Below are 26,142 nucleotides of genomic sequence, written 5' to 3'. Positions count from 1 at the left end.
AGCCGCCGTTGTACGACGCGAGCAGTGCCCGATGTAGCCGGTGCCTGACAAGATCGATCGTCTCCGTCAGGCGCGGCTTTTCCCCTGCTCTATGCGGTCGATTCGATGATGAGCCGATTTCGCATACTCTTCCAATCTCGTTACTCGTTCGGACAACTCGTCGAATCGTTTGCTTTGAGCTCTCTGCTCCAGCCGGACTTCATCGATACCCCGCTTGATGTATTCCATATCGGCGCTTATGCGCGCATCCCGGTGCACGTCGTCCTTGAGCTCCTGTTTTGCCGCCCGGGCCCGCCCAATCCAGCCTAAGAAGATACCGCTGATCCCGGACATGGCCCCGACGACCGCGATAAACGTTGCAACGTCTTTCACCATCCGTTCACCTCGATTTCATAAGATAAGGCTCCGGTTGGGGCGGAGCCTCTGTGTGGCATATAAAAGTTAATTTATTGAACGATATTTAGAATTTAAGCGATTATTTTCTTGTCCCACTCTTTCCACCATGTGCTTTTCTTCGCGGCACCTTCCTTGATACAAAGTAAATGTACCCTACCCATTTTGCGACTCCATCTGTCATGTGGCCACGGCGCTGCTGCCTCCATCGCCATTTATTGCATTCGGACAGCCCGGTGCGAGCATAATTCCCTCTCGTGTGTCCACATAGACCTTGTCGAGCGTTCTCTGGGCCGGTACAAGCCTACCTTCTGCTGTTACGCCGCTTGCAACCCTGTGACTCTTCCCTTTCCAAGAGCTGTCGGATAGTTGGTCCCGCCTAACACTCTCAGCGGTAGAACTCTTACCCTCCATAAGAATGTGCGGAGAACCTTGTACAGTATAGATCGCGTTTGGCTGGGGGTCATATCAACTACATATCGTTATTTCTTATGCTGCTGGAATTTCAATTTCTGAACGCAACGATCTGAGCAAATATCAGAGAGTTGTTCGCAGGAGTGAAGCCGTAGCTCTCGACGATAGTTTGAATATCGCCCTCTCCTCTGTCGTATCGGATGAGATACACGCTTGAGCAACGATTTTAACTTTCAAAGGAGTTAGCATATTATCACCTCGTATCATTATTGAGCTGCTACAATTTCAGCTACCATAAGGATTAAATCCTCATTAGAAGCTTTTTGCATGGCTAGCTCTGCCTTTAGCTCCTCGACAGTTGGATCCAACTCTCTGTTGTAATCAGGATTTTCATAAAACCCATCTGCAGTGGCATAGCAATATGATCTTAACTTTACGCCGGCAGGTATACTTGAAACTTCGTAAGCCACAAGGTCTGAATCTAGGCAAATAGCGACTCCTATCTTAATTCCTTCTTCAAGAATCTCAACGCTGTTAGATTGCATAAATAGCATCAGTAGAGTTTCTAGTAATTACCCACATACTAATACCTCCTATTATTCGGAATCTTTGACTGGCCTGTATAAAAGAAATTCTGTTGGTGAAATAGCAACTCCGGCAGGAGTGGTGCCGCTCCCTCCTAACTGCCCCAAATTGTACTCAACGCCAGGAACAAATGTTCCTTTGGCTACACCAGCAAACGTTGCCATGTTGTCGCCGCTGTATATAGCAACGTTATTTGAAAGTGAAGTCTGTGTTAGGTAGCCAACAAGGTCTATATTTTGTACAAGCGTCTGGCGATTGCCTATCTGCGTACTGGCACCGTAGCTGTTAAAAACTGCTATAGTACCTTTTGCCTCATTAACCACTGGTATTACGGTGGAAGGGAAGCTCCCGCTAGGAACCAGTAGAGTATATAGCGGATTCATGATACCCTGATTTGTTGTCTCTGTTATCTCTGTGAAGTTACCACCTGGTGTTAGCCTCAGTTTACCTGTCGCTCTGAGGCCAGACGATGACTCAGCGGTAGCTCCAACTATAAAATATAGATCGCCTCCATGTTCCGCAAACAACATGTAACCATACGGTTCTGTACGACTGTAAGAGCCGCCACTGCTGCTTGAGTAGTTGGGGCTAGTTATACGCCTAAGCGTTCCGTCGGGATTCGCCTCTATAGCTGGATAGCTTGCAGTATAGTTTGGATCATTGGACAACTGTTGGCGAGTTACGGCATACACCTTTCCGTTGCTTGCCTTATATGATTTGAAGCCTGATGAGCTATAAGAGTTCGGATTTGAATCCAGCGATACTGAATTGCCCGCAGTCCCAGTTGTTCCACTGAAAGAATACATAATTCCCCCAAGTTGCCAACTGCCATAGGCGCAACCAAACACAACGAGTAGTCTGTTATCAGCTACTTGAATTGCTCCGATAACCCCATAGGCGACATTTCCTGGGGATGTCAAAACAGCAGACGCAGTTGAGAAGGCTACAGCGTTTGTGGACATAGTAACTGAGGCAACAAAGTAGTAATAACCGACAGCAGTGGATGTTCCTGTAAAGATACCAACCCTGTTTGTTGTACCTTCTGTATACATAGCCATACCGAGTTTATGCGTAGCGACTGGAATGGTGAATGTGTATTGAGTAGCGGATACAAGCCCCCATCCAGCAGCATTCAATACTCTTGCCGTTAGCGTTGTCCCAGTCACAGAGGCAAGCAGAAATTTGTTGGATTCAAGTGGCGTCACTGCATATTCTGTAGAGGTGGAACCAACGGTATATGGTCCTTGTGTCGTAATCGCCCCAGTTGCTGCGTTAACCCTTAATTGCCAGGCAGTTATAGTAGTGCCCGCATATGATCTAAGTACCAGCAAGCAATCAGTCTCACTCGTTTTGAAAACATAAGAGTTGTCTGTTTGGGTGGGCTTTACATAATGAGTTGCGTTGAGTATCGCATTATGCCCAAGCGTGGTTTGACCGTTCGCTGTATTATGCGTAAAGCTTACTACGCTTACCCCTGTAGATTGACTGCCCCACACCACAACGCTCCATCCAGACAATACTACTGTACCGTATACGTAGTATACTGTATCAGTCCAACCAGCTGGCGCAACAGTCGTGGGCGGGTAGGTGTTGTTCCTAAAGTCATTGCCGAGCCTGGCAGCAGCCAGAGTGCCGTCATTGAACATACTTGCTGCCTTCCCCACTTCGGGGGTATAAATAGGGTGAACATTGACGGGTCGTTTTATAGTACCCTCTCCTCCAGACGATGGAAACTGTAAAATCCCCATATTATACCTCCTCTACACCGAACGCCGTCATGATGACGTCCGTGCCTGTGTCCTGTTTGGCTGCGAGAGCCTGTGCCGATGTGACCACGATTTTCATTTCTTGCAGGATCGTGCAACCACCTGCCGGTACAGTGATACCGCGCATAATCGCGTTGGTATCAGCCGTGCCTCCGTGATGTAAATCAACTTTCCTCTCCGTCGTGCCGGTGTTTGCTAGGTAAATCTCCGTCACCTGTACGACCGTCGCGCCGGATGCTATAACCCTGTTTGTGACCGTTGTAGAGAGCGCAGATTGCGCGAGCCTCTTTGCTGTACGTGCCATCTATACCATCCCTCCCATTGATAGTGCCATCCTGATTTCGTTCAAATCTATCGCTCCAGCCTTCGCGTTCCAGGCCGCCTTTTCCACATCCGAAACAAATCGATTACTCGAATCCTGAGTAATAATGGACGGTGGATGATTCGCCGGATGCGTATAGTTATTTGCTCCAGACGCGATCCCGTCGAGTTTAGACTTGTCCGCTGCGGACATAAAACCTGCTGCTGCTGTCGTAGCTGCAGCGTGAGCGGTACCTCCAGTGCCAACATGAGTTAGTGGAGCTTGCTGCACATTATCCACGTTACCGAGCCCTACGTCAGCTTTCGCCAAGGTGACTGCACCCGTCTTTCCAGCAACGCTGGTAACGGCGTTCACCTGAGCTCCCGCTGCGATGCCGTTCAGCTTCACTTTATCCGCCGCCGACATTCGTCCTGCTTCCGTAGTGCTTGCCAGCTTCGTCACTTCCGCATCTAGAATATCCGCATTGCCGTTCAGATCGTCAATATTGACATTATCCGTCGATTCCGGCTTCTTCAAATTTAAATTCGATGTTAACTGCATTCGTTATCATCCTCCATATGTTCGTAATTGCCCCCATGTCCGCGTTCCGGCCTCCTGCCATGTCAGATCAGACACCATGTCCCATGTGGTGTAGGTGTAGAGGAACGAAACGGACAGATGGGCGGGCTTAATCTGATCCAGCATCGCCATGAATCCGGCCAAGTTAGCCGGAACACCTAGCACCCCGATAAATTGAATCACGAACCGGTACTCATCCGGATATTCCAACACGTCGACCTCGCCACCACTGAATGCAGCAGCAACGCCGATCAGCATTTGTTTGGTTACTGTGCCATGACCGCGAAGCTTGGCGAAAATGATCTCGCGACGCCATTCGTACGACATGGACGGGTCAGTCGCCAACCCAAACTCCCGCTCCCAATGAGCCAACCCCCAGGTCGCCGTTGACACGTAAAACTGATTTGCCAGATCAGCGGCAGACGCGATGGAAATACCCAGTTCCTCAGCAAGCGTCGTCTGCAGCTCAACCATGTCGGGTATGCCGTGCCAATATATCGGCAGGTACGCCATCAAGTCAGGCGGCATCACATCAGGCGGTTCCGGAGGCGCTGCCGTATCTCCAAACAAAAGTGTTCCGTATAGACCATCGCCGTACGACATCAAACACCACCTCGCAATTGGCCCCATGTGACTCCGGGAGAAAGCTTGCCCACTGCCAGATCATAAGCAGCTTTGACCGCGCTTGGCGTAGCAGCTTGCGTCGTGCTAGTGCTATTCGTCGCACTATTCAATTGCGCAATGCCCGCAGCGCTCGTACTCGCCAAAGGTAGTCGGGCTGCTGCCACGGTACCAGACACGATGTCCGCGCCGCTATGCTGATGGGCAGCCGGTGCAAACGTTGCTGGCTTGCCGCTAACTCCAGCCCACGGCACACTATCCGCCACATCTGCGCTGTCCGCTTTGCCGTTATTGTTTGTGTCGTAGATACTCTTGAGCATGTCGCCTGCGGTCTGAGCGGCAACGAGCAGTACATTTCCGCCTGCAGAGCCAATGTACAGTTTTTTCGTATCCGTGCAGAATCCAAGCTCACCTGTTTCTAAGGTGCCGATGTCCGCTTCCAGACCTCGACGCACCTGCATTAATACATTTCTGGGCATCCTTTAGCCCCCTTAGAACGTCCCGCCATCGACGACCGCGACCATCAAGCGGTTGCCGTTGGCGGCATCGTAAACGATGCTGGCCGCATCTACATTAGCTTCAATGCCAGTGCCGTTGACCAGAATACCCTTACCCGGCTTGGCCGCAACCGTTGTCGATCCGACAGTAATGCCGTTGCCAGCCCCTACTGTCAACGTCACCGTATCCGCAGTGCCGCCTCCAGTCAGTCCGTTACCTGCTGCGATCGTCTGCAACGCCCCGCCAGTGCGCACCCACGCTATTCCGTTGTAGGTGTACTGCTTCGCCTCGTCGTCAACGATACAAGTCATGCCGACCGACGGTACGATAAAGCTCCAAGCCGAGCCTGCCCATTCAGCTATCTGGTTTGCGCGGCTTGCCCAGGCACCCGTTGGAGATTCGCCGATGATATAACGATCCTTGGCAGCAGGCGATCCCGGAGGCGCGGCCAAGTCCTTATCCTTGACGCTATCCTGATACTCTTGTCCCGCACGCGCCAGATCCAGCTCGTTCTTGACCTTCTGCGCAGACCATAACTCGGTTGGGGAGGTACCGGAGTCATTAATGATGCGGTGCCGTGTGGCATCGTCAATATGCGTCTTGATCTCCGCTGCCGTCTTCGTGTTCGTTCCGTCGGATATCCGACTCACACGCCCTCCGGTCAACTCCGTCAGTCGCACCTTGCCGAAGGTCGCGCCATCCGCAATATCGTCCAGATCGCCGGTTAGGTCAGCCAAGTCGAGTACATTCACATTCGCCCAGGCTGCGCCGGTATCCAGATACAAGCGACCGATGTTTTCACCAGTCGTCACGTAATACATACGGCCAGAGCTGGCGGCCGATGGCCGTGCTGCATACGCCCCAGACATCACTCGGCCTACAAAGACGTTAGACGTCCCGTCTCCGATAAAAACTTCTTTCGTATCGCTGCAGAAACCCATCTCGCCGCTTTGCATTGCGCCATGAGCCTGCAATTGCGCTTTCGTGCCGCGCATAATCAATATGGTTTGTGCCATTCGCTACATCTCCTCATCAAAATATCCGCCGTCGATGATGCCATTACCCTTATACTGCACGACTTCCGTTTGCACAGCCGATACAGCGGTCTGTAGACGATTAATGTCATCAGCGTCCACCTGGTCGCCTGGCGTCTGGTACGCGACATAAACCGCTTCGACACCAGCGAATACGCGAATATACCTTCGCCAAGGTGTATCCGCTGGAATAGATACGGTAAAGGCCGTAATCTCGGTACCGCTCATATTCGGACCGGTATATACACGCACAGTACTATTGGCTATATTGTCATGAGCGAGCAGCCCCTCGAATTTCCCATCAGTCATCCTCAGCTCTTCCTGAACCGTATAGGCCGTACCGTCAGCCCGCTTGTTCAACTTCCCGGGGAATACCTCTATCTCATCCGGATATGGCATGGTCTACACCCCCAATTCGGCGTCGGCCAGAGTAGGAATTTCTTCGTCATCCAGCGCGACATTGCCCGTTCCGCCGTTCAAGGTCAGTCCCGTATAATCCAGCACGCCAGCCACGGATAGCAGTAGAACCCCGATACCGGCAATGCTGACATAGGAAGCCGAGAACGCGATGGATCGGAAGTGAGTCTCTAGCGCCGCAGCAAAAGCGTCCGTAACGGCCTGCAGCGTATAACCAGCAGCCAACACGACCGTGGAGGCCACCGTGATTGGAGCCGCCGAAGCCGATACCACCGTTACCGCCGCGCCGATGGAGCGTTTCGTCTCGATTTGTCCAGTCGTCTCCGCAACCAGCGTCGGACTGGCGGGTCTTTTGTCGCTATCCACGATGACGACCTTTACCGTGCCGGGTCCGTCCCATAACGGATACACCTTCGCTCCGCCGACTCCCGCGACCGACATCGCCCAGTCCCGATAATCCGCCGCATTGCCTCCGCTGGAGGGATTGCGTACCCGGTGCAAGTAACGCGCTCGCAGAGCTTCGTCCGACTCGTCGTCCTCGCCCGGCACCAGCACGTCCCCCAGTTCGGCCCGATCAAGACCGTTCACGTAATCAACCGGAAGCAAGGGGCCATAATACGTATTGCCAGCCGCGCCAGGCGTCTCGCATTCGAGCACGAACACCCCGCTGCCCATTTTCTCCCGAACGACATAAATCAAATCCTCGGCGCTGTATCTGCTGCCGATCGGGACGTCAAGCGGTTCATCCCCTCTGCCAAAAAACAATCCTTCGCGGCGCGATGGGGAGGCAAGCTGTCGATCCACGCCGTAGTCCGCAGTGCGCAGCGCCAAATACTCGCCGCTGGACGTCGTGCCGTATGCAAATCGCAGCTGCAAGTCCAATTCGATATACAGCTGCGCGAGCTCGGCTGCCGCAGGAGCAAGCGCATCATAGATGATGCTGCCCTCCCGCTTGTCGAGATCGTTCGGAATGCGGTCCAGCATGCGCCCCATAATGCTCTCCATCGTGGTTCCTTCGTTCAAGTCATCACCTCCCAAGTAGAAGAGAAAGAGCCGTGGCGGGTGACGACCGTAAACGTAATGACTGCCTGGTCGCCCCTTACCACAGTCTCTATCCCCTCTATTCCTTCGATTCTTTCGTCTTGGCCAAGCGCCTCTTTCAGCATCCGCTCGGCCTCCATCGGAATCGCTGACGGACTGCGTCCGACTAGGCTTCTCAATTCGCACCCGTAATCGGAGCTGTATATGAGATGTTTGAAGCGCTCGGTCTGCAAAATTTTATACACAGCTTGCCGAACCGCTTCCAAGCCATCCGTCATCCCGCCGGCACGGCCCTTCTCGAAGTCGATCCGCCATGTACGGGACGGCAGCTCCGCTCTCTCGGTCGACGTATCGATCGATGCTCCCATCGGAATCATGGCGTCACCATCCGATCCAACACCACGTAGCTCTGGCCGCCCTGCATGCGAAGCAGAATCAGGCTGTCTCCGACGGCAAGCACGCGAGCTGCCAGACTTTCCGGCACGACAAGCGCGCCTGACGGAAGCGTCAGTCTCTGGTCTAGCCGAACAGCAAGCGGCTGCAGCGACACGACCTGGCCGAATTGCACCTGTACGGGCTGGCCGGCTTCTACCGCGCCGATCCCGGCTTTTTTGATCACATCCAACATGCTCATGAAATCACCTTCACATCCAGCGACATCGTATGGACGGCGCCTTCGAATTTATGCGTGCATTCGTTGACGAGGAACGGCGCATTCAGCCCCTGCTCCTGCAGCAAAACCCGGACGTAGCTGCCCGCCCGGACCCGGAGATCGCCCAGCGCGTCGAGCTTGAGCGTCTTCGACTCCCGGTTGTGCAGCGTCGTAAGCGTCGTGAGCAGTTCGTTGATCTGCGCATCGTTCTTATTCTCGTCGACGGACTGGTAAAGCTGGAGAATGCCCCACTTCGCGATATTGGCGCTATCCTGAGCCATGTACACATCCCGCTTGCCCGTCGTTTGATTGTTTTTGTACAGCACGATCCGGTTGTACGTATCCCCGTCGATAGAGGTCGACATGCTGTAATCCGTCAGCAAACTGCCGTCCCCAATGTAGAAGTCGACCAGCAGGTCTTCCACGTTCCGCAGGGCAAGCGAGCCGAAATCGTCGTAGAGGACGTAGTTTTTGCCCCCATGGATTAACGTCAGCGTTAGCGCCTTGCCGCATAGATCCAGCAGCTTCTCTCCGTCGCCGATCAACACGGGAATGACATAAGGCGTCTCCGCGATCGTCCCCGTGCGCAGCTTATATTTGGCTGCAATGGTACGAATGACGTCGGAAGCCCGTTTGTTCTCGAAGGAGTAGTGATCCGCCGTCAGCAAATAACGGATCTGATCGAACGCCTTGATTCGAATACTCTCCCCGCGCCCGTCTTCCACCGTAAACACATAGCCGTAAAAGATCGGCTGCCCGTCCTTTTTCGCCCAAATGACATCGCCGTTCTGAATGCGGTAGTCGGCCGACTGATTGAGTCCGCCTTTCACCAGCGTCAGATCCAGACTGCCTGCCTTGCCGATTCGGCTGGTCTGCCAGCTCATGCTGACCGCCAGCTCCGACACATCCCAGACGTTGCCGTTCTTGTTGTCCACCCACACCTCGATCATGGCAGCTTCAGCACCTTTCCGACCGGCAGCCGTCTGATTTCGGCGTCCTTGATTCCATTAAGGCGCTGAATTTCTCCCCAACGTGAACCGTCGCCCAGCATGGTCTGCGCCACCTTCCACAGCGAGTCTCCGGCTCGGAGCGTGTATGTCTTGGGCTGTATCCGTTCATCAGGGCGCTTCGATGACGGAGCAGTCGCTTGCCCGTTCTGTACCGTCATCTTCCGGGCCGAGTAGAACACGTAATGTTTCAGCTTAATGGAGTACTCAATGTCGCCTCCGCCGCCGGCCGTTTCCTTCCATTGGAATGATTCGATGCTGACCGGTGTGTCGATGCCGAAGGTTGAGCCGTTATATTTGAGACGAATGGGCCGCTTGGACTCCATCCATTTCATAATCAGCCTGACGCATTCCCGGGGCGGCTTGTAATCCTCCTTCACCCGCGGCGCCCCGGTATTCTCGGACTCGGCCGTCGTTTCCTCAAACTGTGGCCAGAAGGGCGAACCTTCTTTCGGGAAAAAGCTCGCGAAGCTGTACTCCGACAGCTTCCTGTCCTTGATGACGTTGATTTCACCCAGAGCGGCCACGTTGAACGTGGAGCCGCTTCCGCTCTCCGACATTTCGATGGAAGACGGCAGCACGGGAATATAGAACCACTCTTGCCGGTTGTTAAAGCTCAGCTCCATCCAATAACTCATGCGTACACCCCTTCCGCCGATGCCGCGATCTCTTCCTGCAACGCTACGGTAATGGCCTGAACCATGGAGCTAACATCCATGCCGTTGCGAATATCGCCCGTCTGGACGTTCACCGAAGGCGTTAGCGTGACAAAGTTTTGGATGTTCTTCAGCTCCGCAAGCTCACGCATCGTCTTCAGATCCTCGCTGTTGATTTCGACGGTATCGTTTACGCGGCCAACCTCGTCGAGGCGGCCTCCGCCGACTTGAACCATGGCGTTGCTGGAAGGAATTCCGGCTGGGGAAGGCTTCTCCGCCTGGGCCTTCTTCTGCTCCTCAAGTTCCTTTTCCGCTCTCTCCAAAGCCCTTTTCTCCAGAAATGTATCCTCTTCCGCTTTGCGAGCCACCTTATTCTCTGCAGCAGTTTTAATCGCTGCCTGCTTCTCTTCTTCCGCGAGGTCCATCAAATTATTGGCGAAATTTTCTACGCTGAATTTTCCGACCATCTCAAAGTCTTTGCCGGATATGAAATTAACAGCCTTCAGTAGCATGTTAAACCCATCTATAATGCCATTAATTACGTTATCAAAAATCAATCCTACGATTTTAGCCCAAAACACAAAGGGCTCTCGTAATGCTACAACCACGGTCCAGAAAACAATAACTAACTGCTCCCAAAAATTCTGGATGCCGTGCCATACTTTGAGGAAGTTTAGCGCGAACGCATCATTTGTTTTCCATAAGGATACAAGCGCAGCGATGAGGCCAACAATTAGGGACGCGATTAAAATAATAACGTTCGCCTTCATCGTAGCATTCATAGCCGACCAAGCATTCTTGAGTCCAAGTGTGGCTAACTGCTGCCCTTGCTGCGCGACAGTCACAAGGACGGTGTAGGCTCTGCTAATGAGCTGAAGCGTGTTATAAGCCGAGATTGCCGCGTTCACACCCTTGTAGACATTCTCGAAAGCTCCCCAATTATCAACAACAAATGCCGATACAGCGGTATTTTGCGTCATGAATGCGCTGAAAGCTTGATTTAATCCCGCCACCTGATCTTTAAGATTCGGCATGGGTGCCACATTAGGAACAGCCTGTCCACTATTGTTCATAATCCCTGGGGTTGGAGCGGCGCTCCCTGCCGCCTTATTAGCGGTAAGAGCGTTGTTTGCGACCGCTTCCCGTGAAGCTTGCTGCTCGGTAGATTTCACCGACATTTCCGTTTGTTTTCTTTGCTGAGCTTTTTCCTGCTCGGACATCGCCTTAGCAGCTACCTCCACCGCCCTCGCCAGCGGACCTCCAGGATCCGCATTGTTTTGCGACGTTTGCTTTATCTGTTCGGTTTTCTCAGCCAAGGCTACCGCGTTGTTAGCCGTTTCTACCGCTTTTGCTAGCGGCCCGCCTGGATCCGAATCTCTTTTGGACGCTTGTTTGGTCTGTTCCGCTTTCTCGAGAGAGGCCACAGCCCTTGCAAGCAGTCCGCCTGAATCCGTTTCGCTGGTCACCGCCGGTTTCACCTTCTCAACCAAGGCTGCCGACTTACTTGCTTCCGCCGCTAATTTTGCTAGCGGGCCGCCTGGATCCACATCGCTGGTCACCGCCGGTTTCACCTTCTCAACCAAGGCTGCCGACTTGCTTGCTTCCGCCGCTAATTTTGCTAGCGGGCCGCCTGGATCCACATCGCTGGTCACCGCCGGCTTCGCCTTCTCAACCAAGGCTGCCGACTTGCTTGCTTCCGCCGCTAATTTTGCTAGCGGGCCGCCTGGATCCACATCGCTGGTCACCGCCGGCTTCGCCTTCTCAACCAAGGCTGCCGACTTGCTTGCTTCCGCCGCTAATTTTGCTAGCGGGCCGCCTGGATCCACATCGCTGGTCACCGCCGGCTTCGCCTTCTCAACCAAGGCTGCCGACTTGCTTGCTTCCGCCGCTAATTTTGCTAGCGGGCCGCCTGGATCCACATCGCTGGTCACCGCCGGCTTCGCCTTCTCAACCAAGGCTGCCGACTTGCTTGCTTCCGCCGCTAATTTTGCTAGCGGGCCGCCTGGATCCACATCGCTGGTCACCGCCGGCTTCGCCTTCTCAACCAAGGCTGCCGACTTGCTTGCTTCCGCCGCTAATTTTGCTAGCGGGCCGCCTGGATCTAGATCGCTGTTTACCACTGGCTTCGCCTTCTCAGCCAAAGCTATCGACTTGCTTGCTTCCGCCGCTAATTTTGCTAACGGTCCGCCTGGATCCACATCGTTGTTTGCCCCAGGCTTCACTTGTTCCTTGGCCTTAAACTCTTCTAAAGCTTTATCCACCATCTCCGCCGCCTTAACGAGACGGCTTCCAGATTCCTTCTCCTCTTTCGCCTGCGTCGATTTCTCTACCTCCGCCATCGCCTTACTGGCCGTCTCGACTGTCTTGGAGGCTTGCATTCGGGCAGTCTCTTCGCCTGCAGCCTGCTTTTCCGACTTCTCCTGCTGCTCGCTAAGTTTTTTCTCTCCGCTTGCTTGCTCTACCTTTTGGTTCAGTTCGAATATAGGAATAGCGCTCGTCAGCATTTCGCCAACTCTTGCAAACGCAGGGAGCACTTCCTTCTTGACCTTATCCTCGATCTGCTTCTTCTGATCTTGCTTGTCCGACCCTTCGGCTGCAGCCAAAGCCGGGCTTGGGCCCGAGCCGATTGCAGTCGCTGAGGCCCGTGCGGTCAACTGCATAGCGCTCATATGCTTGGTCATGCCGGCCAGCCGCCCGCTCGCTTCCCGAATAGCGGCATTCATATCCGCCAGGCTGGATGCCGCTTCCGTCATGGGGTCGACTAACCGTTGAACGGCGCGCTCCATTCGCTCCACGCTCTTGTTCAATCGTTCCGGCGCTTGAGCGTCATAGGCCGACATGGACCGGTTCAAACCCTCAGCTGCCCTGGCAGCCAACCGCATCATTCCCGACAAGCCGCGCACCGAGCCAAGAAGCTTTCTTTGCTGCGTATCCAGCGCCTTCGCCGTACTCAATTCCCTCACCACCTCTCCAATGCAAAAAGGCACGTATCGCTACGCGCCTCCGCTCTGAATTTTCTCCTTACTTCCGTCGCGCCGCCTGCTTCTTCTCCTCGGCGATCCGCTCCTGGATGCAGGCGATCATAAACGCCTTCTCCTCTCGAGTCTGACCCATGTATTCGCGCGGCGTCATATGGAATTTCATGAGGGCGTAGTACGCGTAGTTCGCGTCGCTGTCGCCCTCACGAATTAGTTTTTTGCTTCGTCGACGAGCTCCTCGAAGTTCGTGTTATAACCCGAGATGCGCTGAATCTCCTTCGCCAGCTCCTCGATCTCGCCGGCCAGCAGCACCTTCTGCAGGTAGCTGTCCGCGTCGTAGCAGCCGAGCTCGCGAATGCTCTCCGCATCCTTGAAGCTCGGGTTCACCGTGTGGTTCACCACGATCGCTTTCGTAATAGCGCCGGAGTCGATCTCCACCTTGCGGTCCTTGCTCTTGGGGTTGATCTTCATCGCCCGCTTCTGGTAGGAAGCCATATCGTCTGCGCTCATGGCGCGGATCGTGAACTTCATCAACTGGCCCTCTTCATCGCGGAACCGGTCGGAGATGACGACCTCCTCCGTCAGATTGTCCACGGGATGCCGATTCAAAAATTGTTGCAGTGTGCTCATCTACAATAGCCTCCTTTAATTTGTCGTTGCTAGGGATGTCTACAGCGCCGTGAAAGGTGTGTTAATCGTGAAGTCCTCGAAGGTGAACGGAAGTTCCTCCTCCAACGTGTCCTCTCCGGCCGCGTCGAACTTCGCCAGAAGCACGCTGTCCAGGTTGCAGCGCTTCAGCGTGACCGACTGCTTGCCCGTGCGGGAAGCAGGGTCCTCGTTCACGATCATAAGTTCGAAATAAAAGTCCGTGCCTTTCGCAGCGTATTCCTCCATAAGCTGGCGGAATTTGGATGTGACATAATAAATCGTCAGCGTGCCGGTTCCCGTCCAGCCCATCGTTTTTTTGCCGATAGACGTTTTGCCGAGCATCGGCACGTCCGCTTTCGTCTTCTCGATCGTCGCTTCGCCCGTCTTGGCGTAGAACAATTCCTCCTGCTGTTTGCCGATCTTTATAATCGCCTTCGCTTGCTTGCCGCTAATCGTATCTTCTACATTCATATAGGCCATATTAGACTACCTCCACGGAAATATAGATTTTTTCGACGGCATCCACCGGCTGCACGCGCAGCTCGACCAATACGCCGTCAGTCTGCCCTTCGATCGGCTGCACGATTACGTCGGCTCCGGGGTCGAAGTTCTGAAGAGCGCTCAAATTGACCAGATTCGTCAAATAGTTGACGCATTCGTTCTTGAACAGCTCCCGGCCATTGGCATCGTTGGAGATTTTGCCAATATAATAGTTGCTGAACAATCCGGACAAATCGTTATTGATGGCATCCAGCGCTCGAATGACGCGGTTCTTCGAGAAGGCGCGTCCTTTGTCTGGCGCGAACGAAGTAAATGTATTAATATCCTGCTCGACAAACGCTCTTCCGCCATCCTGCGTGAATAGGAGCTCCCCGTTCTGCAAAGCCGTCGATGTCTGCGTGTGCGTATAACGCGGAGACGCGTCCACCGCGCCGTCGTACGAAGCGTAAGTGAGCGATTCGTTCACGCCGGCCGCTGCCGATGCGCCCGCTACCCATGCCGTCGCTTGTGCCGCCGTCAACGCGGCGCCATTCTCCAGAACAACGCCGTTTTTGACGCTGATGACGCCTTCGCTGTCGGCACCGGGATAGTTCTCCAGAACAAGCGTCGCTTTGCGTCCTTCATTGTTCCGAAGCCCGTTAACGAAGGCAACAAATACGGCCTTCAGATCGGTGTCGGTCGACGGCAGAGCCATCGTCTGGAACTGCTGCGTCTCGATCGCGTCCAGGTAATCCGAATAATCCTGGGCCGCAGCCGTGCCGTTCGAGCCGCCTGCAAGCGGAATGCCCGCGCTGGCAGCCAATTCGCCGGTCGCATTCCACGTCACCCAAGCGTTATCCTGCAGCCCCGCAATGTCGGCCACCGTCTGCGCATCCAACTCCGCGCCAGCCACTAACGTTCTGACGTCGAACAACGCTGCGTTGTCCACATTCGTCTCGACAACAATTGTAATGTCGTTGCCTCGAACGCCGCCATATCGCGCGGTCGCAACCAACTCACCGGCTGTCGCCGCAGCCTTAACGCCCTCATTTACGCGATACAGCAGGAGCGTCTTCGCCCGCTTTAGCGTCTCGCGCACCAGCAGCAGCTCCGGCGCCGACACCGGGTAGCCGAGCTTGTCCATCGTGTTCTCGCCCGCTTCGATCGCGATCAGTTGCTTGGATGCCCCCCACGGCAAAATCGCCGGCAAGGTAGCCACGCCCCTTTCGCCAACCGCTCCCAGCGGCTGCGGCGCATTTTTGAAGTTTACGTATACGCCTGGTCTTGTTTTGTTCGTTACCGTCCAATTTCCTCCGGTCATGTTACTCCACTCTCCTATTCGCAAAAGTTTGGTTTAGCCGCTTCGCCTGCTGAACCGTGTACGACTCTTCGTCCTTCAGCAAGGCAGCGAGCTGTTCTCGTTCTCTGGAGCTCCAACCGCGTCCGCGCAGCAACTGCGCTTTCGTGAACCTGGGCTCCTCCTTAGACGTCGATTTTGTCATTTGACGCCCGCCTCCTGTTCCAACGCGCCCATCTTGGGAAGCTCCTGCTCGGATCGCCGCAGCCGCATCACCATCTCGAAGCGGAAAGCCAGCTTCCCGTCCGCGACCTCGTGACGCATATTCGCCGTTCGATAACGCACGCCGCCCACGTCCACTTGATCCAGCGCTTCGTACAATTGCTCCGCCACTCCATGCAGCTCGGCCGCGCCGCCTCCTCCATCCGAATAATGGATGGCAAAGCCGAACGTTCGGCTGCACATGTTGCCAAGCATCGCCGTCTGCGACACGGCTGGCAGCTCGACCAGCAATTGCATGTCATTCCCGCTCGCCGGCCCGTCGCCGATTACGTCGTATGCGGGGAGCTTGGCCGCCAGCATCGCGATCATGCCCGTCCTTACGCTATTGGCCGTTACAGCCACCGCGCACCGCCTCCTTTATGCCTGTCGTCCAATGGGATTCCGTATTGCGCAACGATTCCCAACCTCCTTTCTACCCTCCTCGAAACAAGAACGTTTGTTCGTATTTCGACAACTAAATCTTATCACGGGAATCGCCCCGAGTGCTCCCCAAGTTACCCCCACTTTGCCCCGTAGGACTATGACACAACAAAAAAAGCCCCTCAAACGGACGGGGCCGCGAAGGGGCTTACTTAAGAAAATATAAGTTCGTTCTAAACTTGCACCAGCATCAAAATAATAGAAGATAAACCTAAGCAAGTGCTTAGCAGCATGAGTACCATCAGCGCCTGCTTGTGATTAAGACCCGCCCGTAGCAGACGGTAGTGGGCTTGGCTGGCGTCCGCCTGGTACATCGGCTTGCCTTGCATAAACCGCTTGACGACAACGAACAGGTTGTCGAAGATCGGCACGCCAAGCGCCAGAATCGGGATAAATAACGACAAAACCGTTGCTTGCTTAAACGCGCCGTCGAGCGCGATCACAGCCAGCAGGAAACCCAGGAACGTCGCGCCGGCGTCTCCCATAAACACTTTGGCGGGAGGTTTGTTATATTTGAGATAAGCTAGCGTAACCCCCACCAATATAATCGCCATAATGGCCGAATTGGACTGGCCCATCGTCAACGCTACAATAAAAAGAGTGGCGGCGGAGATGGCCGAAAGCCCGCCAGCCAGTCCGTCCAGCCCGTCCGAGAAATTGATGACCGTCGTCACGCCGAAAATCCAGAGGATCGTCAGGACGAACTGCAGGATGACGGGCAATACGATGTAGTCGCCGGAGAACGGATTGTAGAAACCCGTAAACACGTTGCCGGAAACGTAGACAAGCACGGCCGCAGACACCTGTACGATCAACTTCGGCAGAGCCGGGAAATCCTTGCCCTTGGTCTTGTACCAATCGTCCAACGTTCCGATGGCCAGCAGCAAAATACCGCCTGCGAACAGCGCGCCGGTCTCCCATGTAATTTCTCTGGAGACAGCCAAATACGCGGCAAAAAATCCTATAAATATCGCATAACTCGCGGTTAGCGGAATGGGTTCCCGGTGCAGCTTGCGTTCGACGTCCTTACGGGGCTTGTCCACAAAATCGAGCTTGAAGGCCAGCTTGCTGAAAGGCGGAATCAGAATATACACGACAAGAAAAGACAGCAGAAACGCTGCTAAATAAAGAATAACACTCACCACCGATAATAAATTGTTCATGCCATCCGTATTATACCTTTTTTCGGTGAATGCTGTCGACTTTTGCCGCAGCCCAGCGCGTTCAAGCCTTTCCTTCCCACGCCAGCAGCCCCCAGAGCTTCAATGTACTTGCAACGGAAGAAACGCCGTCGTTTAAGCGGCGGTCCAGCGTTGAGCTTTTTTCGCCGCGTCTCATATAGTAGAGCGTCTCCGAATACGAGTGTCCCTTTAAATAACGAAGCGTGACCGCCTGCCGGGCCTCATCGTCCCGAATCATCCCAACCGCCCGCTCGATCGCTCCGCTGACCAGCTCGCATTCCTCCGCCGCCAGCTTCTGATTATGCGCGACCTGGACGGCGTTGGCCGTCCGATTGCCGTACAAATCCTCGCCGTCCAGTCTGCGCGTCCTTTCGCTCTCATATAGCGTTGTCCTAATCAATTCTTCATGCTCCTTGTAATCCTCCACGACCCTCTTTAATTCCATATAATTGCGAAGCAAACGCTGCGCTTGCTTCTTCTCATCCGTTGTAGGCTTGGCCAAATAAGACATCGCGGCTTTTCCGTTCATGTTGGTCCCCCCTTAAGGAAAATAACAATATAGACTTGAAAATCAAAAGTACAAGTTTCTTGTACTTATAGCTTTATGGTACGAACAAATGATCGCTGAGTCAATCCAAAAGTACAAGAGTCTTGTTTTTTATTGCTTTTTCAGCTGCATCATGTACAATATACTTGTACTTTGCTTCCGCAAGATTTTTGTCATCCTAAGAAGGAGAGATCCCCTTGTTCAGAGCCGATCGGTTAACGGAACGCAGAAAGCTTCATAAACTAACGCAAGAGCAGCTCGCGCGACAAATTGACCTGACCAAGGCCGCGATCAGCAATTACGAGCAAGGCCGAAGCGTTCCGCCGCTAGAAACATTATCTTCGTTGGTGGACGCGCTGCAGACAAATGCCGATTATTTGCTGGGACTTACGGATGACCCTGAAGCGAAGACTTCCATCCAGTCCTCCCAGGAGGAGGGTTTGGCTCCTGTCTATCTCGCCTTTCTCGGCGGACCACCGGAGGAAATGGACGAGGAGGAAGCGGAACACCTGAAGCGCGAGCTCGAGATGTTTCGCGCATTCAAGGAGAAGCGCCGCAAGGAAGGGCAACCTTAGAACAACCAAGACTAGCATCAGAACCCCATGCGGGTTTTATTTTTGGCCATACATACGAACATACATTCTTATAAGTAGGAGGAGCATTATGGAAGAGCTGGATTTCGAGCTGTATCGCCCGACGGATTTGGAGCTTTGGATCGGATCCGTCTATGAGAAGAACGGCATTCATTACCCGGGGGATCTGGATGATCTGGATCATATCGCCACGCTGTTCGGGGCGCATCTCGCCTACACGCAGGGGAGTACCAAGGTAATCTTCGACGAAGAAGGGTTTTTCATGATTTTCCTGAATATTCACTTGGATCAGGCGGAGCAGAGACTCGCGTTTTTTCACGAGCTTGCTCATCCGGCCCTTCATTCTGGGGATCAGCGCCAACTGCCGCCGGCTTTTGTCCATCTGCAAGAATCGCAAGCGGCGCACTTCCAGCTTTATAGCGCAATACCCTACCACATCCTGAAAGAGCTTGAGCATCTCAGGCACCAGCCCCACTTTCCCCGGTTGATCGCAGGCGCGTTCGGCGTGCCGCTCTCCTTCGCGGAGACCCGGCTGGAACGAATGGCGGCACGTATGCGTCAAGAACGCTCGGACCGCAATCTGCGTGCCAAGCTGGCTTCGCTGTCGGCGAAAGTATGCGGCTATGATCAACCGGAAGCGGCAGAGCGGCTTCTTGCTCAGCTAGCCAGACAAACCGCGCGGAAGAAGCTGAAGAATACAGCGAGGTAAGATGAGCAGATATAGGGAGGGAAGTCTGGTGAATAGGGAAGTGACGATATAAGAGGGAGTCTTGTGAATAGGGATAGAAGTATAGCAGGGATGTCTTGTGATTAGGGATAGACGGTATAGGGAGGGTCCTCTGGAATGGAGATTGGAAAGTTGCATGTATTATATGAGAGAGACGGGGACTCCGGGCATCAATTGCCAGTATGGGTTATGCTTACGGAGATGAGAGGAACGGATTGGGGGCAGACCTTATATATTCGGCTGGATGCGCCGTTCGAAGCTTATGCTTCCGATGAGCTGGATGCGGACACATTGACCGTTGCCGTTCCGGATCATGTCTACGTGCGGCATAAGGATGATCCTGACGTGATCGGCATTCATATGCCTTCTTTGAGAACCTATGTAGAACGATATACTGCCCTGGCGGAATATCCCGTTCACTATACGGAAATGGACCGACTGCTGCTGCGCATATCCGATATTGAGGATATGCTGCAATATGATGTTCGGGTGCTGCTGCCATGGAACGAGGTTTGACCGCCGACGTGTGACCGAACACCGCGTGCCGCGATGGCACAGTGCGGGAGGCGAGCGGTGCGGCGGGAGGCGAGCGGTTCGGAGAGATGATCATCTCGTAGAAGGATCGCCCTAGTTGGGCTTGTCCGAAAGCAGAGCATTGGCTGAACTATGGAAAACAAAGGGAAAAACTCCCTCTAATTCGTTGGATTGTGGTTGCGAAGAATAAACAGAGGGATTAGCTCCCTCTATTTCTTCTCAAAAGGCTGTGGAATCCAGGCTGATAGCAAATCAGAGGGCAGAAATCCCTTTATTTTTGCTTTTTCGCTGATTTGGGATGAAATAAGGGGAACTTTTCCCGCAATTGGGTCAGGCCGTAACGTACGACTGGCTCGTCCCTAAGAGCGTCAACCTACACGCTTACACAAACTTCTTGACGGAATCCTCGTCCCCGCGCATTTTGCTAACAACCTCGACGTCCCCTTTCCTGCTAATGACTCATGTGATATAAAGCATGAGACACCCCAAACACTGGGCCCAACATTTATCCACTCTAACGAACTGAGATAACATTACTTCGAGGCTATCGTCGATTTTAAATCTAACGGACGGCGCAGACGTTATGCGTGCTGCACCACTCCAAGTAACCAGATTTGCCCCAATAGGGTTTCACACGAGACTGCGATTCATAGTGTGCAAAGCTGTAAATGGAGCTGCAATGGATCATCGCCAGCCTGCAAACGGAAATGAGAGCTCTTATTTTGATCGTATTTATTTCCCGACAGTTGCCCGCAGTTTCACCTATGCACAGTTGATCGCCGTTACTTAAACCTGCCCCACCGACTCGCCTTCCACCAGCGAGACGTAGATGCGCTCGTGCTCCGCGCCGCTGCCTTCGATCAGCCGAATGAGCTGCTCCGCAGCGACGGAGCCCCAGCGGCGCTCGGAGTAGTCGATCGACGTCAGACGGGGCTGCAAAAAGTCGGCAATATCGATATGGTCGAAGCCCACCACATGAACATGCTCGCCTATGTGGTACGGCGTATCTTTTAATCCATGGTACATGCCGATCGCCATCTCGTCGTTCAGGCAAAAGACGCCGACCGGTCCGTCGTATTCGGACGCGATCCGCTTTGCCGCGGCGGTGCCGCTCGCTTTGTCGAAATTGCCCGGAAGCTCGCAGTAATCCAGCTCCGGATCGCCGCGCTCCACGGTCTGGCGCGCGGCCGCGAGACGCTGTTCCGAATCAAACGAGCCCTCGGGCCCCGTCAACGCATACAGCTTCTTGTGCCCCTGGCGGATCAAATATTCCATCGCGAACGTTGCCCCGGCCTTATTGTCCAGCAAAACCTGCACGATGTTATTGTGGCTTAGCTCACGGTCGAGCACAACGAGCTTGTGTCCGCGGTTCGCATGCAGGATCAATTCCTCATCGGAGAATCGTCTGTCGAGGACGATCGCGCCGTCGAGCATGCCCTCCGGCAGCATGCGATGCGACTGCGTGCCGCTGCAGATGACAAGGTCATACCCGCGTTTGTTCAGTTCCTCCTTCATGCCCTGCAGCAGCTCGCCGTAAAAAGCTCCCTCAAAGGTCGTAAGAAACGCGCCGATGATTCGGGTTTCACGTTTCTTGAGCGTACGCGCAGCCGCGTTCGGCACATAATTTAATTCCTTGGCGACAGCCAATATTTTTTTGCTTGTTTCTTCCGTTACTTTCGAATTCCCGTTTAATGCATAGGATACGGTGGAAATCGAAACGCCTGCGTGTTTGGCAATATCCTTGATGCTTACCACAACATTCCCCATCCCCCTTCTCTTGTTGTCGTTAAACATTATTGCGAAACGTTTCAATTTCTTACTCTCCTACTTAAAACCGTATTTTTCTTCGGAAGATATACGGTTGATTGCTTTACCCAATCCAAGTTAAACGTTTCAATTCATTTATATTTCTTATTGTAAACGCATTCAACGTGGTCTTGTCAACAAAAAATTAGGGTTTACAATCAAAAAGAGTGATGATATATTCTAGGAGAAGCGTTTTCATTCCAATGAAAGCGATTACCCAAAACGAATCCATTGCTCATATTCTGTTCCAAGCTTTTTTTTACCCAAAATATAAACGTTTCGATGATTTGCTGTAAAAATGCTCAAACGTGCTTCGCCCCATTCTGCCATGCTTCGAAAAGGAGGTCCGAACGTATTGTCAGCCTTTTTATGAAAGGGTCTCCAACAGTAACCCCATCCTTATTGAAAACGTTGCCAATCGGTCGGCCGAACGGTTTCTATCCATGATCAAGGAGTTGGTAATCATGCGCGTCCTAACCAGTCTAAAGCTTCAATGCGGCAGTATCGCGCGCGAAGTCATGAAGAATAAAATTCTTTTCCTCATGCTTCTGCCCGTTATTCTGTACTTCATCATCTTTCATTATCTGGTTATGCCGGGCGCTTACGTCGCCTTCGTCGACTTCAACATCAGCAAAGGGATTTTCGGAAGCCGATTTCTCGGGCTGGATAACTTCAAGTTTCTGATTCAGACCGGCGATCTTTGGAACATCACGAAAAACACGCTGCTCTACAATTTCGTATTCCTGGCGCTCGGCAACGTCATTCAGGTCGTATTCGCGATCATGCTCACCGAGGTGGCCGGGAAATGGTTCAAAAAAATTTCCCAATCGATCATTCTGCTGCCGCACTTCATCTCGATGGTTATCGTCGGAGTGTTTGCCTACAACATGCTGAACTTCAACTCCGGTTTCGTCAATACGCTGCTCGTTCAAGCGGGGCTTGAGCGTTACGAATTTTATTCGGATCCGGGAATCTGGAAGTACATCATCGTCGCCTTTAAAATCTGGAGCATGACCGGCTACGGCATGATCGTCTACCTGGCCGCCATAACCGGCATCAATAACGATCTGTACGAAGCCGCGTACATGGACGGAGCGAGCAACTGGCAGCGCATCCGCTACATGACGCTTCCGATGCTCAAGCCGACGTTTATCCTGCTTCTGCTCTTCGGGCTCGGCGGCATCATGAAAGGCTCGTTCGACCTGTTCTACAACCTGATCGGCAACAACTCGGTGCTGTATCCGCAGACCGATATTATCGATACTTTCGTATTCCGCAGCTTGGTCGGCCAATTCAACTTCTCGATGGGCGCGGCGGTCGGCTTCTACCAATCGGCATTCGGCCTGCTCCTGGTTCTTTTCGTCAACTACATCGTGCGGAAGGTCGAGCCGGACAGCGCATTATTCTAACAAGGGAGGCGAAATTCATGACTTCAGCCAAAATCAAGCAGGACCGCGGCACCCTCGCGATCAAGGCGATCAGCTACTTCAGCATTACCGCATTCGCCTTGGCTTGCCTCTTCCCGTTCGTTCTGATGATTTCTTCTTCGTTCATGAACGAACGCGAAATTCTTCAGGAAGGCTACAAGCTGTTCCCGAAAGAGATTTCGTTCAAGGCCTACGATATGATGCTCAACAATTCCACGGCGTTGACCAAAGCCTACGGCGTCACCATCTTCATCACGGTCGTCGGCACGCTGTTCGGACTGTTCATGATGTCGATGGCGGGCTTCGTGCTCAACCGGAAGGACTTCAAATACCGGAACTTCTTCTCGTTCATGATTTATTTCACGACGTTGTTCGGCGGCGGACTGATCCCGACCTATATTCTGATGGTCAAATATCTGGACCTCAAGGACAGCTTGTACGCGATGATTTTGCCCGGCATCGTCGGCGCTTGGTCGATCTTCCTAATGCGGAACTTTATGAAGGCTATACCCGATTCGCTCTACGAATCGGCTACGATAGACGGCGCCGGCGACTTCCGAATCTATTGGCAGGTGTTCCTGCCGCTCGCCGTCCCGTCGCTGGCTACAGTCGGTTTGTTCACTGCGCTGGGCTTTTGGAACGAATGGTATAACGGCATGTTGTACATTCAGTCGCCCGATAAGTTCCCGCTTCAATACTTCCTGCAGCGAATGATTAACCAGACGAACATCCAGGCGCTCATTAACCAAGGCGCCGTCATCGACACGGCGGATCTGCCTTCGCAGTCCATCAAGATGGCGACGGCCGTGCTCGCCACAGGCCCGATCATTCTGCTTTATCCGTTCTTGCAGCGGTACTTCATCACCGGTCTGACGATCGGCGCGGTAAAAGGGTAAGATCATTTTCGTTAATAGACGGCCCAAGGACCGTTTATTATATAGGGCTTCACGGATTCGTTCATTTACCAAGGGGAGGTTTTCAAGATGAAAGGGAAAAAGCTGTTAGGAGTGGCTCTTGCAGCCACAATGTCGATGAGCTTGCTGGGGGCGTGCTCGTCCTCGAATGGAAATGAACCGACGAATACTGGATCCAATAACGGGAAGACGCCAACCAGTACGGCAGGCACGGAGTCGAGCGGGGTGGACACCTCCAAGGAAGCGAAGCTCGTTTATTACCTGTGGGGCGGAGAAGGGGTCGCCAACAAGGATATTTTGGCCGAAATCAACAAAAAGCTGAAGGCGGACATTAACGCAACCATCGAAGTGAAATACATCGACTGGGGCGATATTGCGACGAAATATCCGCTGCTCTTCGCTTCCGGCGAGAAGTTCGACATGTCCCACGCGTCCCCTGGCGCCCAGGTTTCCTATTATACGCTCGCGTCGCAGGACGCGCTGGTCGATATCACGGACATGCTGGACAAAGTCGCTCCGAAGCTGAAAGCCGCGATTTCGGAAACCGCGTGGAAAGGCACTATGGTTGACGGCCGCATCTACGGCGTGCCTTCCATGTACAGCGAATATACGCCTTCCGGTTACGCATACCGTTCCGACCTGCTCAAGAAATACGGCATGGAGAAAATCGCTTCCATCGAGGACATGGAGAAATACATGGACAACGTCCTGGCGAACGAATCGTATGCGCCGATCAACGGCAACGCGGCGGATGCACAGAACATGTTCCGCATGCTGGTCGACACGACGGGCAAGTGGCTGAACGCGCCGGGTATTTCGTTCTCCGAGCTGAACCTTGTGACGGAAAGCCCGGAAAGCTTCAAGAAAGTGTTCCACCCGGCCTTTACGCCGGAATTCGAGGCATGGGCAGTCAAAATGCGCGAGTGGTCCGACAAAGGCTACTGGCCGAAGGACATTTTGTCCTCGCAAGTCGGCGCGAACACGAACTTCCAGGCGGCCAACTCCGCAGGTTATCTGACGCACGCGCAGGACTGGATCGGCAAATACGGCGCCGACAAAAAGGCTCAACCGGAAGCCGATCCGTACTTCTACACGTTCGCGGAAGCGAATGGCAAGATCAAAAGAAAGATCGGCGTCGAAAACTCGACGGTCATCAGCACGAACTCCGGCAATCCGGAGCGCGCCCTCATGGCTATCGAGAAGTTCATGACCGACCCGAGCTACTACAACCTGATCCAATACGGCATCGAAGGCCGTCAATACGAGATCGTCGACGGCGTGAAAAAGACGCCGGAGAGCTTCAACCAAGAGAAAGACGGCGGCGGCTTCGCGGCTTGGTCGCTGCGTACAGACGAGTACAACCTGCCGATGGATTCCGAGAACCCTGTCCGCAAATCGCTCTACGAAGAGTGGGATAAAGTGGCCATCAACGATCCGTACGTCGGCTTCAGCTTCGATCCGTCCAAGGTTACGACGGAGCTGGCGGCGATCTCGAACGTCAACATGCAGCTCGGCATGCAGCTGATGCTCGGCAAAACGAGCAAAGATCCGAAAACTGCCGTTGAAGAATACAGAGCAGACCTCAAGAAAGCCGGCATCGACAAGGTTATCGCCGAAGTCGAGGCTCAGCTGGCGAACTTCGATCCTATACAATAATAACTCCTATGAGAAAACCTCTATCGAGGCCTTTCGAGGATGAGCGACCGCGTTTAGAGGCAGGTTTTATCGCCAAATAGAATTTAGGTTTCAGAATGCTCGGAAACTTATAAATTCTATTGTGGAAAGAAAAGCCGTCAGGGACAAATCCCTGACGGTGCTTTGCGTTCATGTGTCGCCAAATAGCATGAACATAACGGGGTTTTCGCATACGTTTGGAGTATCCCTGCATGCGTGTATCAGTAACCCCTCTAGCCCCTCTATACATGAATCTATACATGAATCTATACATGAAAATGAATATGCAATCTTGTCTGAGTCGATGGGATATCGTTCAGAGGGATTCGTTTGCACATGGCAAGGCCCAAACATCGGCATCTCTGCACATTTGTGCATTTCTCCCTAATTTCCGAAACATATTGGGCCCCTGTACAGCGATTTGTACGAAAATACACAAATTCTCGCTTCAAATCGTCGTTCGGGCCCCCTCTGAACCAATATTTATGTATATATGTACAAATATACGAAGGAACGGCACTTACCTCACCATCATTGTGTATTTTCGCTCAATTATTGCGTAAACAGCACAAACTAATCTGCATCTGAGAGCGCCATAACCAAGCCGACACGATAGCAAACTTATATTCCTCCTTAATTCAAAAAACCAGCTAATACCTTGTCAAGACCG

The 26,142-nt window shown here is 53.2% G+C and carries 30 protein-coding genes; 6 read left to right on the top strand and 24 right to left on the bottom strand.

All coding sequences use genetic code 11. The features are described 5' to 3' along the window. Window positions 1–66 precede the first annotated feature (66 nt). The 23 genes from B1748_RS30175 to B1748_RS30070 all read right to left on the bottom strand — a co-directional run bounded on the left by B1748_RS30175 (window position 67) and on the right by B1748_RS30070 (window position 17,779). Complete coding sequence (locus B1748_RS30175) at window positions 67–375, bottom strand: hypothetical protein (protein WP_087571679.1); 309 nt, start codon at window positions 373–375, stop codon at window positions 67–69. A gap of 698 nt (window positions 376–1,073) precedes the next feature. Continuing rightward, window positions 1,074–1,361 carry a hypothetical protein gene (locus tag B1748_RS30170; RefSeq protein WP_087571678.1) on the bottom strand — a complete coding sequence of 96 codons (288 nt, stop codon included), beginning with the start codon at window positions 1,359–1,361 and terminating at the stop codon, window positions 1,074–1,076. A gap of 42 nt (window positions 1,362–1,403) precedes the next feature. Further along, a complete protein-coding gene (locus B1748_RS30165; protein WP_087571677.1) occupies window positions 1,404–3,140 on the bottom strand; it encodes a hypothetical protein in 1,737 nt (578 codons plus the stop codon). Window position 3,141: 1 nt separating this feature from the next. Further along, window positions 3,142–3,462: a hypothetical protein gene (locus tag B1748_RS30160; protein ID WP_087571676.1), complete on the bottom strand. Its 321-nt coding sequence runs from the start codon at window positions 3,460–3,462 to the stop codon at window positions 3,142–3,144. Then, complete coding sequence (locus B1748_RS37690; protein ID WP_256976037.1) at window positions 3,463–4,020, bottom strand: hypothetical protein; 558 nt, start codon at window positions 4,018–4,020, stop codon at window positions 3,463–3,465. 6 nt (window positions 4,021–4,026) lie between these two features. Then, entirely contained in the window at window positions 4,027–4,641 is a 615-nt protein-coding gene (locus B1748_RS30150; protein ID WP_087571675.1) for a putative phage tail protein, read from the bottom strand. Further along, window positions 4,641–5,138: a tail fiber protein gene (locus tag B1748_RS30145; RefSeq protein WP_087571674.1), complete on the bottom strand. Its 498-nt coding sequence runs from the start codon at window positions 5,136–5,138 to the stop codon at window positions 4,641–4,643. The genes B1748_RS30150 and B1748_RS30145 overlap by 1 nt, the downstream gene beginning before the upstream one ends. A gap of 12 nt (window positions 5,139–5,150) precedes the next feature. Beyond that, window positions 5,151–6,173 carry a DUF2793 domain-containing protein gene (locus tag B1748_RS30140; protein WP_087571673.1) on the bottom strand — a complete coding sequence of 341 codons (1,023 nt, stop codon included), beginning with the start codon at window positions 6,171–6,173 and terminating at the stop codon, window positions 5,151–5,153. 3 nt (window positions 6,174–6,176) lie between these two features. Further along, on the bottom strand, window positions 6,177–6,590 hold the full coding sequence (locus tag B1748_RS30135) for a phosphoglucomutase (RefSeq protein WP_087571672.1): 414 nt from the start codon (window positions 6,588–6,590) through the stop codon (window positions 6,177–6,179). A 3-nt stretch (window positions 6,591–6,593) separates the two neighbouring features. Next, window positions 6,594–7,631 (bottom strand): baseplate J/gp47 family protein, encoded by a 1,038-nt coding sequence (locus B1748_RS30130; protein WP_087571671.1) that lies wholly within the window; start codon window positions 7,629–7,631, stop codon window positions 6,594–6,596. Then, window positions 7,628–8,026, bottom strand: a complete 399-nt coding sequence (locus B1748_RS30125) for a DUF2634 domain-containing protein (RefSeq protein WP_087571670.1) — start codon at window positions 8,024–8,026, stop codon at window positions 7,628–7,630. The genes B1748_RS30130 and B1748_RS30125 overlap by 4 nt, the downstream gene beginning before the upstream one ends. Then, window positions 8,023–8,283: a DUF2577 domain-containing protein gene (locus B1748_RS30120; RefSeq protein WP_179215899.1), complete on the bottom strand. Its 261-nt coding sequence runs from the start codon at window positions 8,281–8,283 to the stop codon at window positions 8,023–8,025. Before B1748_RS30120 ends, B1748_RS30125 begins: the two co-directional genes overlap by 4 nt. Then, the gene (locus B1748_RS30115; protein WP_087571669.1) at window positions 8,280–9,251 is read right to left on the bottom strand and encodes an XkdQ/YqbQ family protein; all 972 of its coding nucleotides are present in this window, start codon (window positions 9,249–9,251) and stop codon (window positions 8,280–8,282) included. The genes B1748_RS30120 and B1748_RS30115 overlap by 4 nt, the downstream gene beginning before the upstream one ends. Further along, window positions 9,248–9,946 (bottom strand): LysM peptidoglycan-binding domain-containing protein, encoded by a 699-nt coding sequence (locus B1748_RS30110; RefSeq protein ID WP_087571668.1) that lies wholly within the window; start codon window positions 9,944–9,946, stop codon window positions 9,248–9,250. The genes B1748_RS30115 and B1748_RS30110 overlap by 4 nt, the downstream gene beginning before the upstream one ends. Then, entirely contained in the window at window positions 9,943–12,918 is a 2,976-nt protein-coding gene (locus tag B1748_RS30105; RefSeq protein ID WP_087571667.1) for a hypothetical protein, read from the bottom strand. The genes B1748_RS30110 and B1748_RS30105 overlap by 4 nt, the downstream gene beginning before the upstream one ends. Before the next feature lie 67 nt (window positions 12,919–12,985). Next, the gene (locus tag B1748_RS37685) at window positions 12,986–13,108 is read right to left on the bottom strand and encodes a hypothetical protein (protein ID WP_256976036.1); all 123 of its coding nucleotides are present in this window, start codon (window positions 13,106–13,108) and stop codon (window positions 12,986–12,988) included. 44 nt (window positions 13,109–13,152) lie between these two features. Beyond that, window positions 13,153–13,572 carry a phage tail assembly chaperone gene (locus B1748_RS30100; protein ID WP_087571666.1) on the bottom strand — a complete coding sequence of 140 codons (420 nt, stop codon included), beginning with the start codon at window positions 13,570–13,572 and terminating at the stop codon, window positions 13,153–13,155. A gap of 39 nt (window positions 13,573–13,611) precedes the next feature. Beyond that, entirely contained in the window at window positions 13,612–14,070 is a 459-nt protein-coding gene (locus B1748_RS30095; protein WP_087571665.1) for a phage tail tube protein, read from the bottom strand. Between the two features lies 1 nt (window position 14,071). Then, the gene (locus B1748_RS30090; RefSeq protein WP_087571664.1) at window positions 14,072–15,391 is read right to left on the bottom strand and encodes a phage tail sheath family protein; all 1,320 of its coding nucleotides are present in this window, start codon (window positions 15,389–15,391) and stop codon (window positions 14,072–14,074) included. A 1-nt stretch (window position 15,392) separates the two neighbouring features. Further along, complete coding sequence (locus tag B1748_RS30085; RefSeq protein ID WP_087571663.1) at window positions 15,393–15,572, bottom strand: hypothetical protein; 180 nt, start codon at window positions 15,570–15,572, stop codon at window positions 15,393–15,395. Continuing rightward, window positions 15,569–15,991, bottom strand: coding sequence for a phage tail terminator family protein (locus tag B1748_RS30080; RefSeq protein WP_087571662.1), 423 nt, complete (start codon window positions 15,989–15,991; stop codon window positions 15,569–15,571). The genes B1748_RS30085 and B1748_RS30080 overlap by 4 nt, the downstream gene beginning before the upstream one ends. A gap of 251 nt (window positions 15,992–16,242) precedes the next feature. Continuing rightward, on the bottom strand, window positions 16,243–17,232 hold the full coding sequence (locus tag B1748_RS30075) for an MraY family glycosyltransferase (protein ID WP_087571661.1): 990 nt from the start codon (window positions 17,230–17,232) through the stop codon (window positions 16,243–16,245). Between the two features lie 61 nt (window positions 17,233–17,293). Continuing rightward, a complete protein-coding gene (locus B1748_RS30070; protein ID WP_087571660.1) occupies window positions 17,294–17,779 on the bottom strand; it encodes a hypothetical protein in 486 nt (161 codons plus the stop codon). Between the two features lie 215 nt (window positions 17,780–17,994). Between B1748_RS30070 and B1748_RS30065 the strand changes: the two genes are divergently transcribed. The 3 genes from B1748_RS30065 (at window position 17,995) to B1748_RS30055 (ending at window position 19,633) form a co-directional block, all read left to right on the top strand. Further along, the gene (locus B1748_RS30065; protein WP_179215898.1) at window positions 17,995–18,372 is read left to right on the top strand and encodes a helix-turn-helix domain-containing protein; all 378 of its coding nucleotides are present in this window, start codon (window positions 17,995–17,997) and stop codon (window positions 18,370–18,372) included. Window positions 18,373–18,460: 88 nt separating this feature from the next. Then, window positions 18,461–19,099, top strand: a complete 639-nt coding sequence (locus tag B1748_RS30060; RefSeq protein WP_087571658.1) for an ImmA/IrrE family metallo-endopeptidase — start codon at window positions 18,461–18,463, stop codon at window positions 19,097–19,099. A gap of 135 nt (window positions 19,100–19,234) precedes the next feature. Beyond that, entirely contained in the window at window positions 19,235–19,633 is a 399-nt protein-coding gene (locus B1748_RS30055) for a hypothetical protein (RefSeq protein ID WP_087571657.1), read from the top strand. 804 nt (window positions 19,634–20,437) lie between these two features. Here B1748_RS30055 and B1748_RS30050 read toward each other — a convergent pair. Continuing rightward, complete coding sequence (locus B1748_RS30050) at window positions 20,438–21,406, bottom strand: LacI family DNA-binding transcriptional regulator (RefSeq protein ID WP_087571729.1); 969 nt, start codon at window positions 21,404–21,406, stop codon at window positions 20,438–20,440. A 515-nt stretch (window positions 21,407–21,921) separates the two neighbouring features. Between B1748_RS30050 and B1748_RS30045 the strand changes: the two genes are divergently transcribed. The 3 genes from B1748_RS30045 to B1748_RS30035 all read left to right on the top strand — a co-directional run bounded on the left by B1748_RS30045 (window position 21,922) and on the right by B1748_RS30035 (window position 25,454). Continuing rightward, window positions 21,922–22,866, top strand: a complete 945-nt coding sequence (locus B1748_RS30045; protein ID WP_218781670.1) for an ABC transporter permease — start codon at window positions 21,922–21,924, stop codon at window positions 22,864–22,866. A 17-nt stretch (window positions 22,867–22,883) separates the two neighbouring features. Then, window positions 22,884–23,780 (top strand): carbohydrate ABC transporter permease, encoded by an 897-nt coding sequence (locus tag B1748_RS30040; protein WP_087571656.1) that lies wholly within the window; start codon window positions 22,884–22,886, stop codon window positions 23,778–23,780. Between the two features lie 87 nt (window positions 23,781–23,867). Next, entirely contained in the window at window positions 23,868–25,454 is a 1,587-nt protein-coding gene (locus B1748_RS30035) for a DUF3502 domain-containing protein (RefSeq protein ID WP_087571655.1), read from the top strand. Window positions 25,455–26,142: the final 688 nt, after the last annotated feature.

This window comes from Paenibacillus sp. MY03 (assembly GCF_002165585.1).
GTDB lineage: Bacteria > Bacillota > Bacilli > Paenibacillales > Paenibacillaceae > Pristimantibacillus > Pristimantibacillus agaridevorans.
The sequence above is the reverse complement of the archived record's forward strand: the minus strand, read 5'-3'. Positions and strand labels throughout refer to the sequence as shown.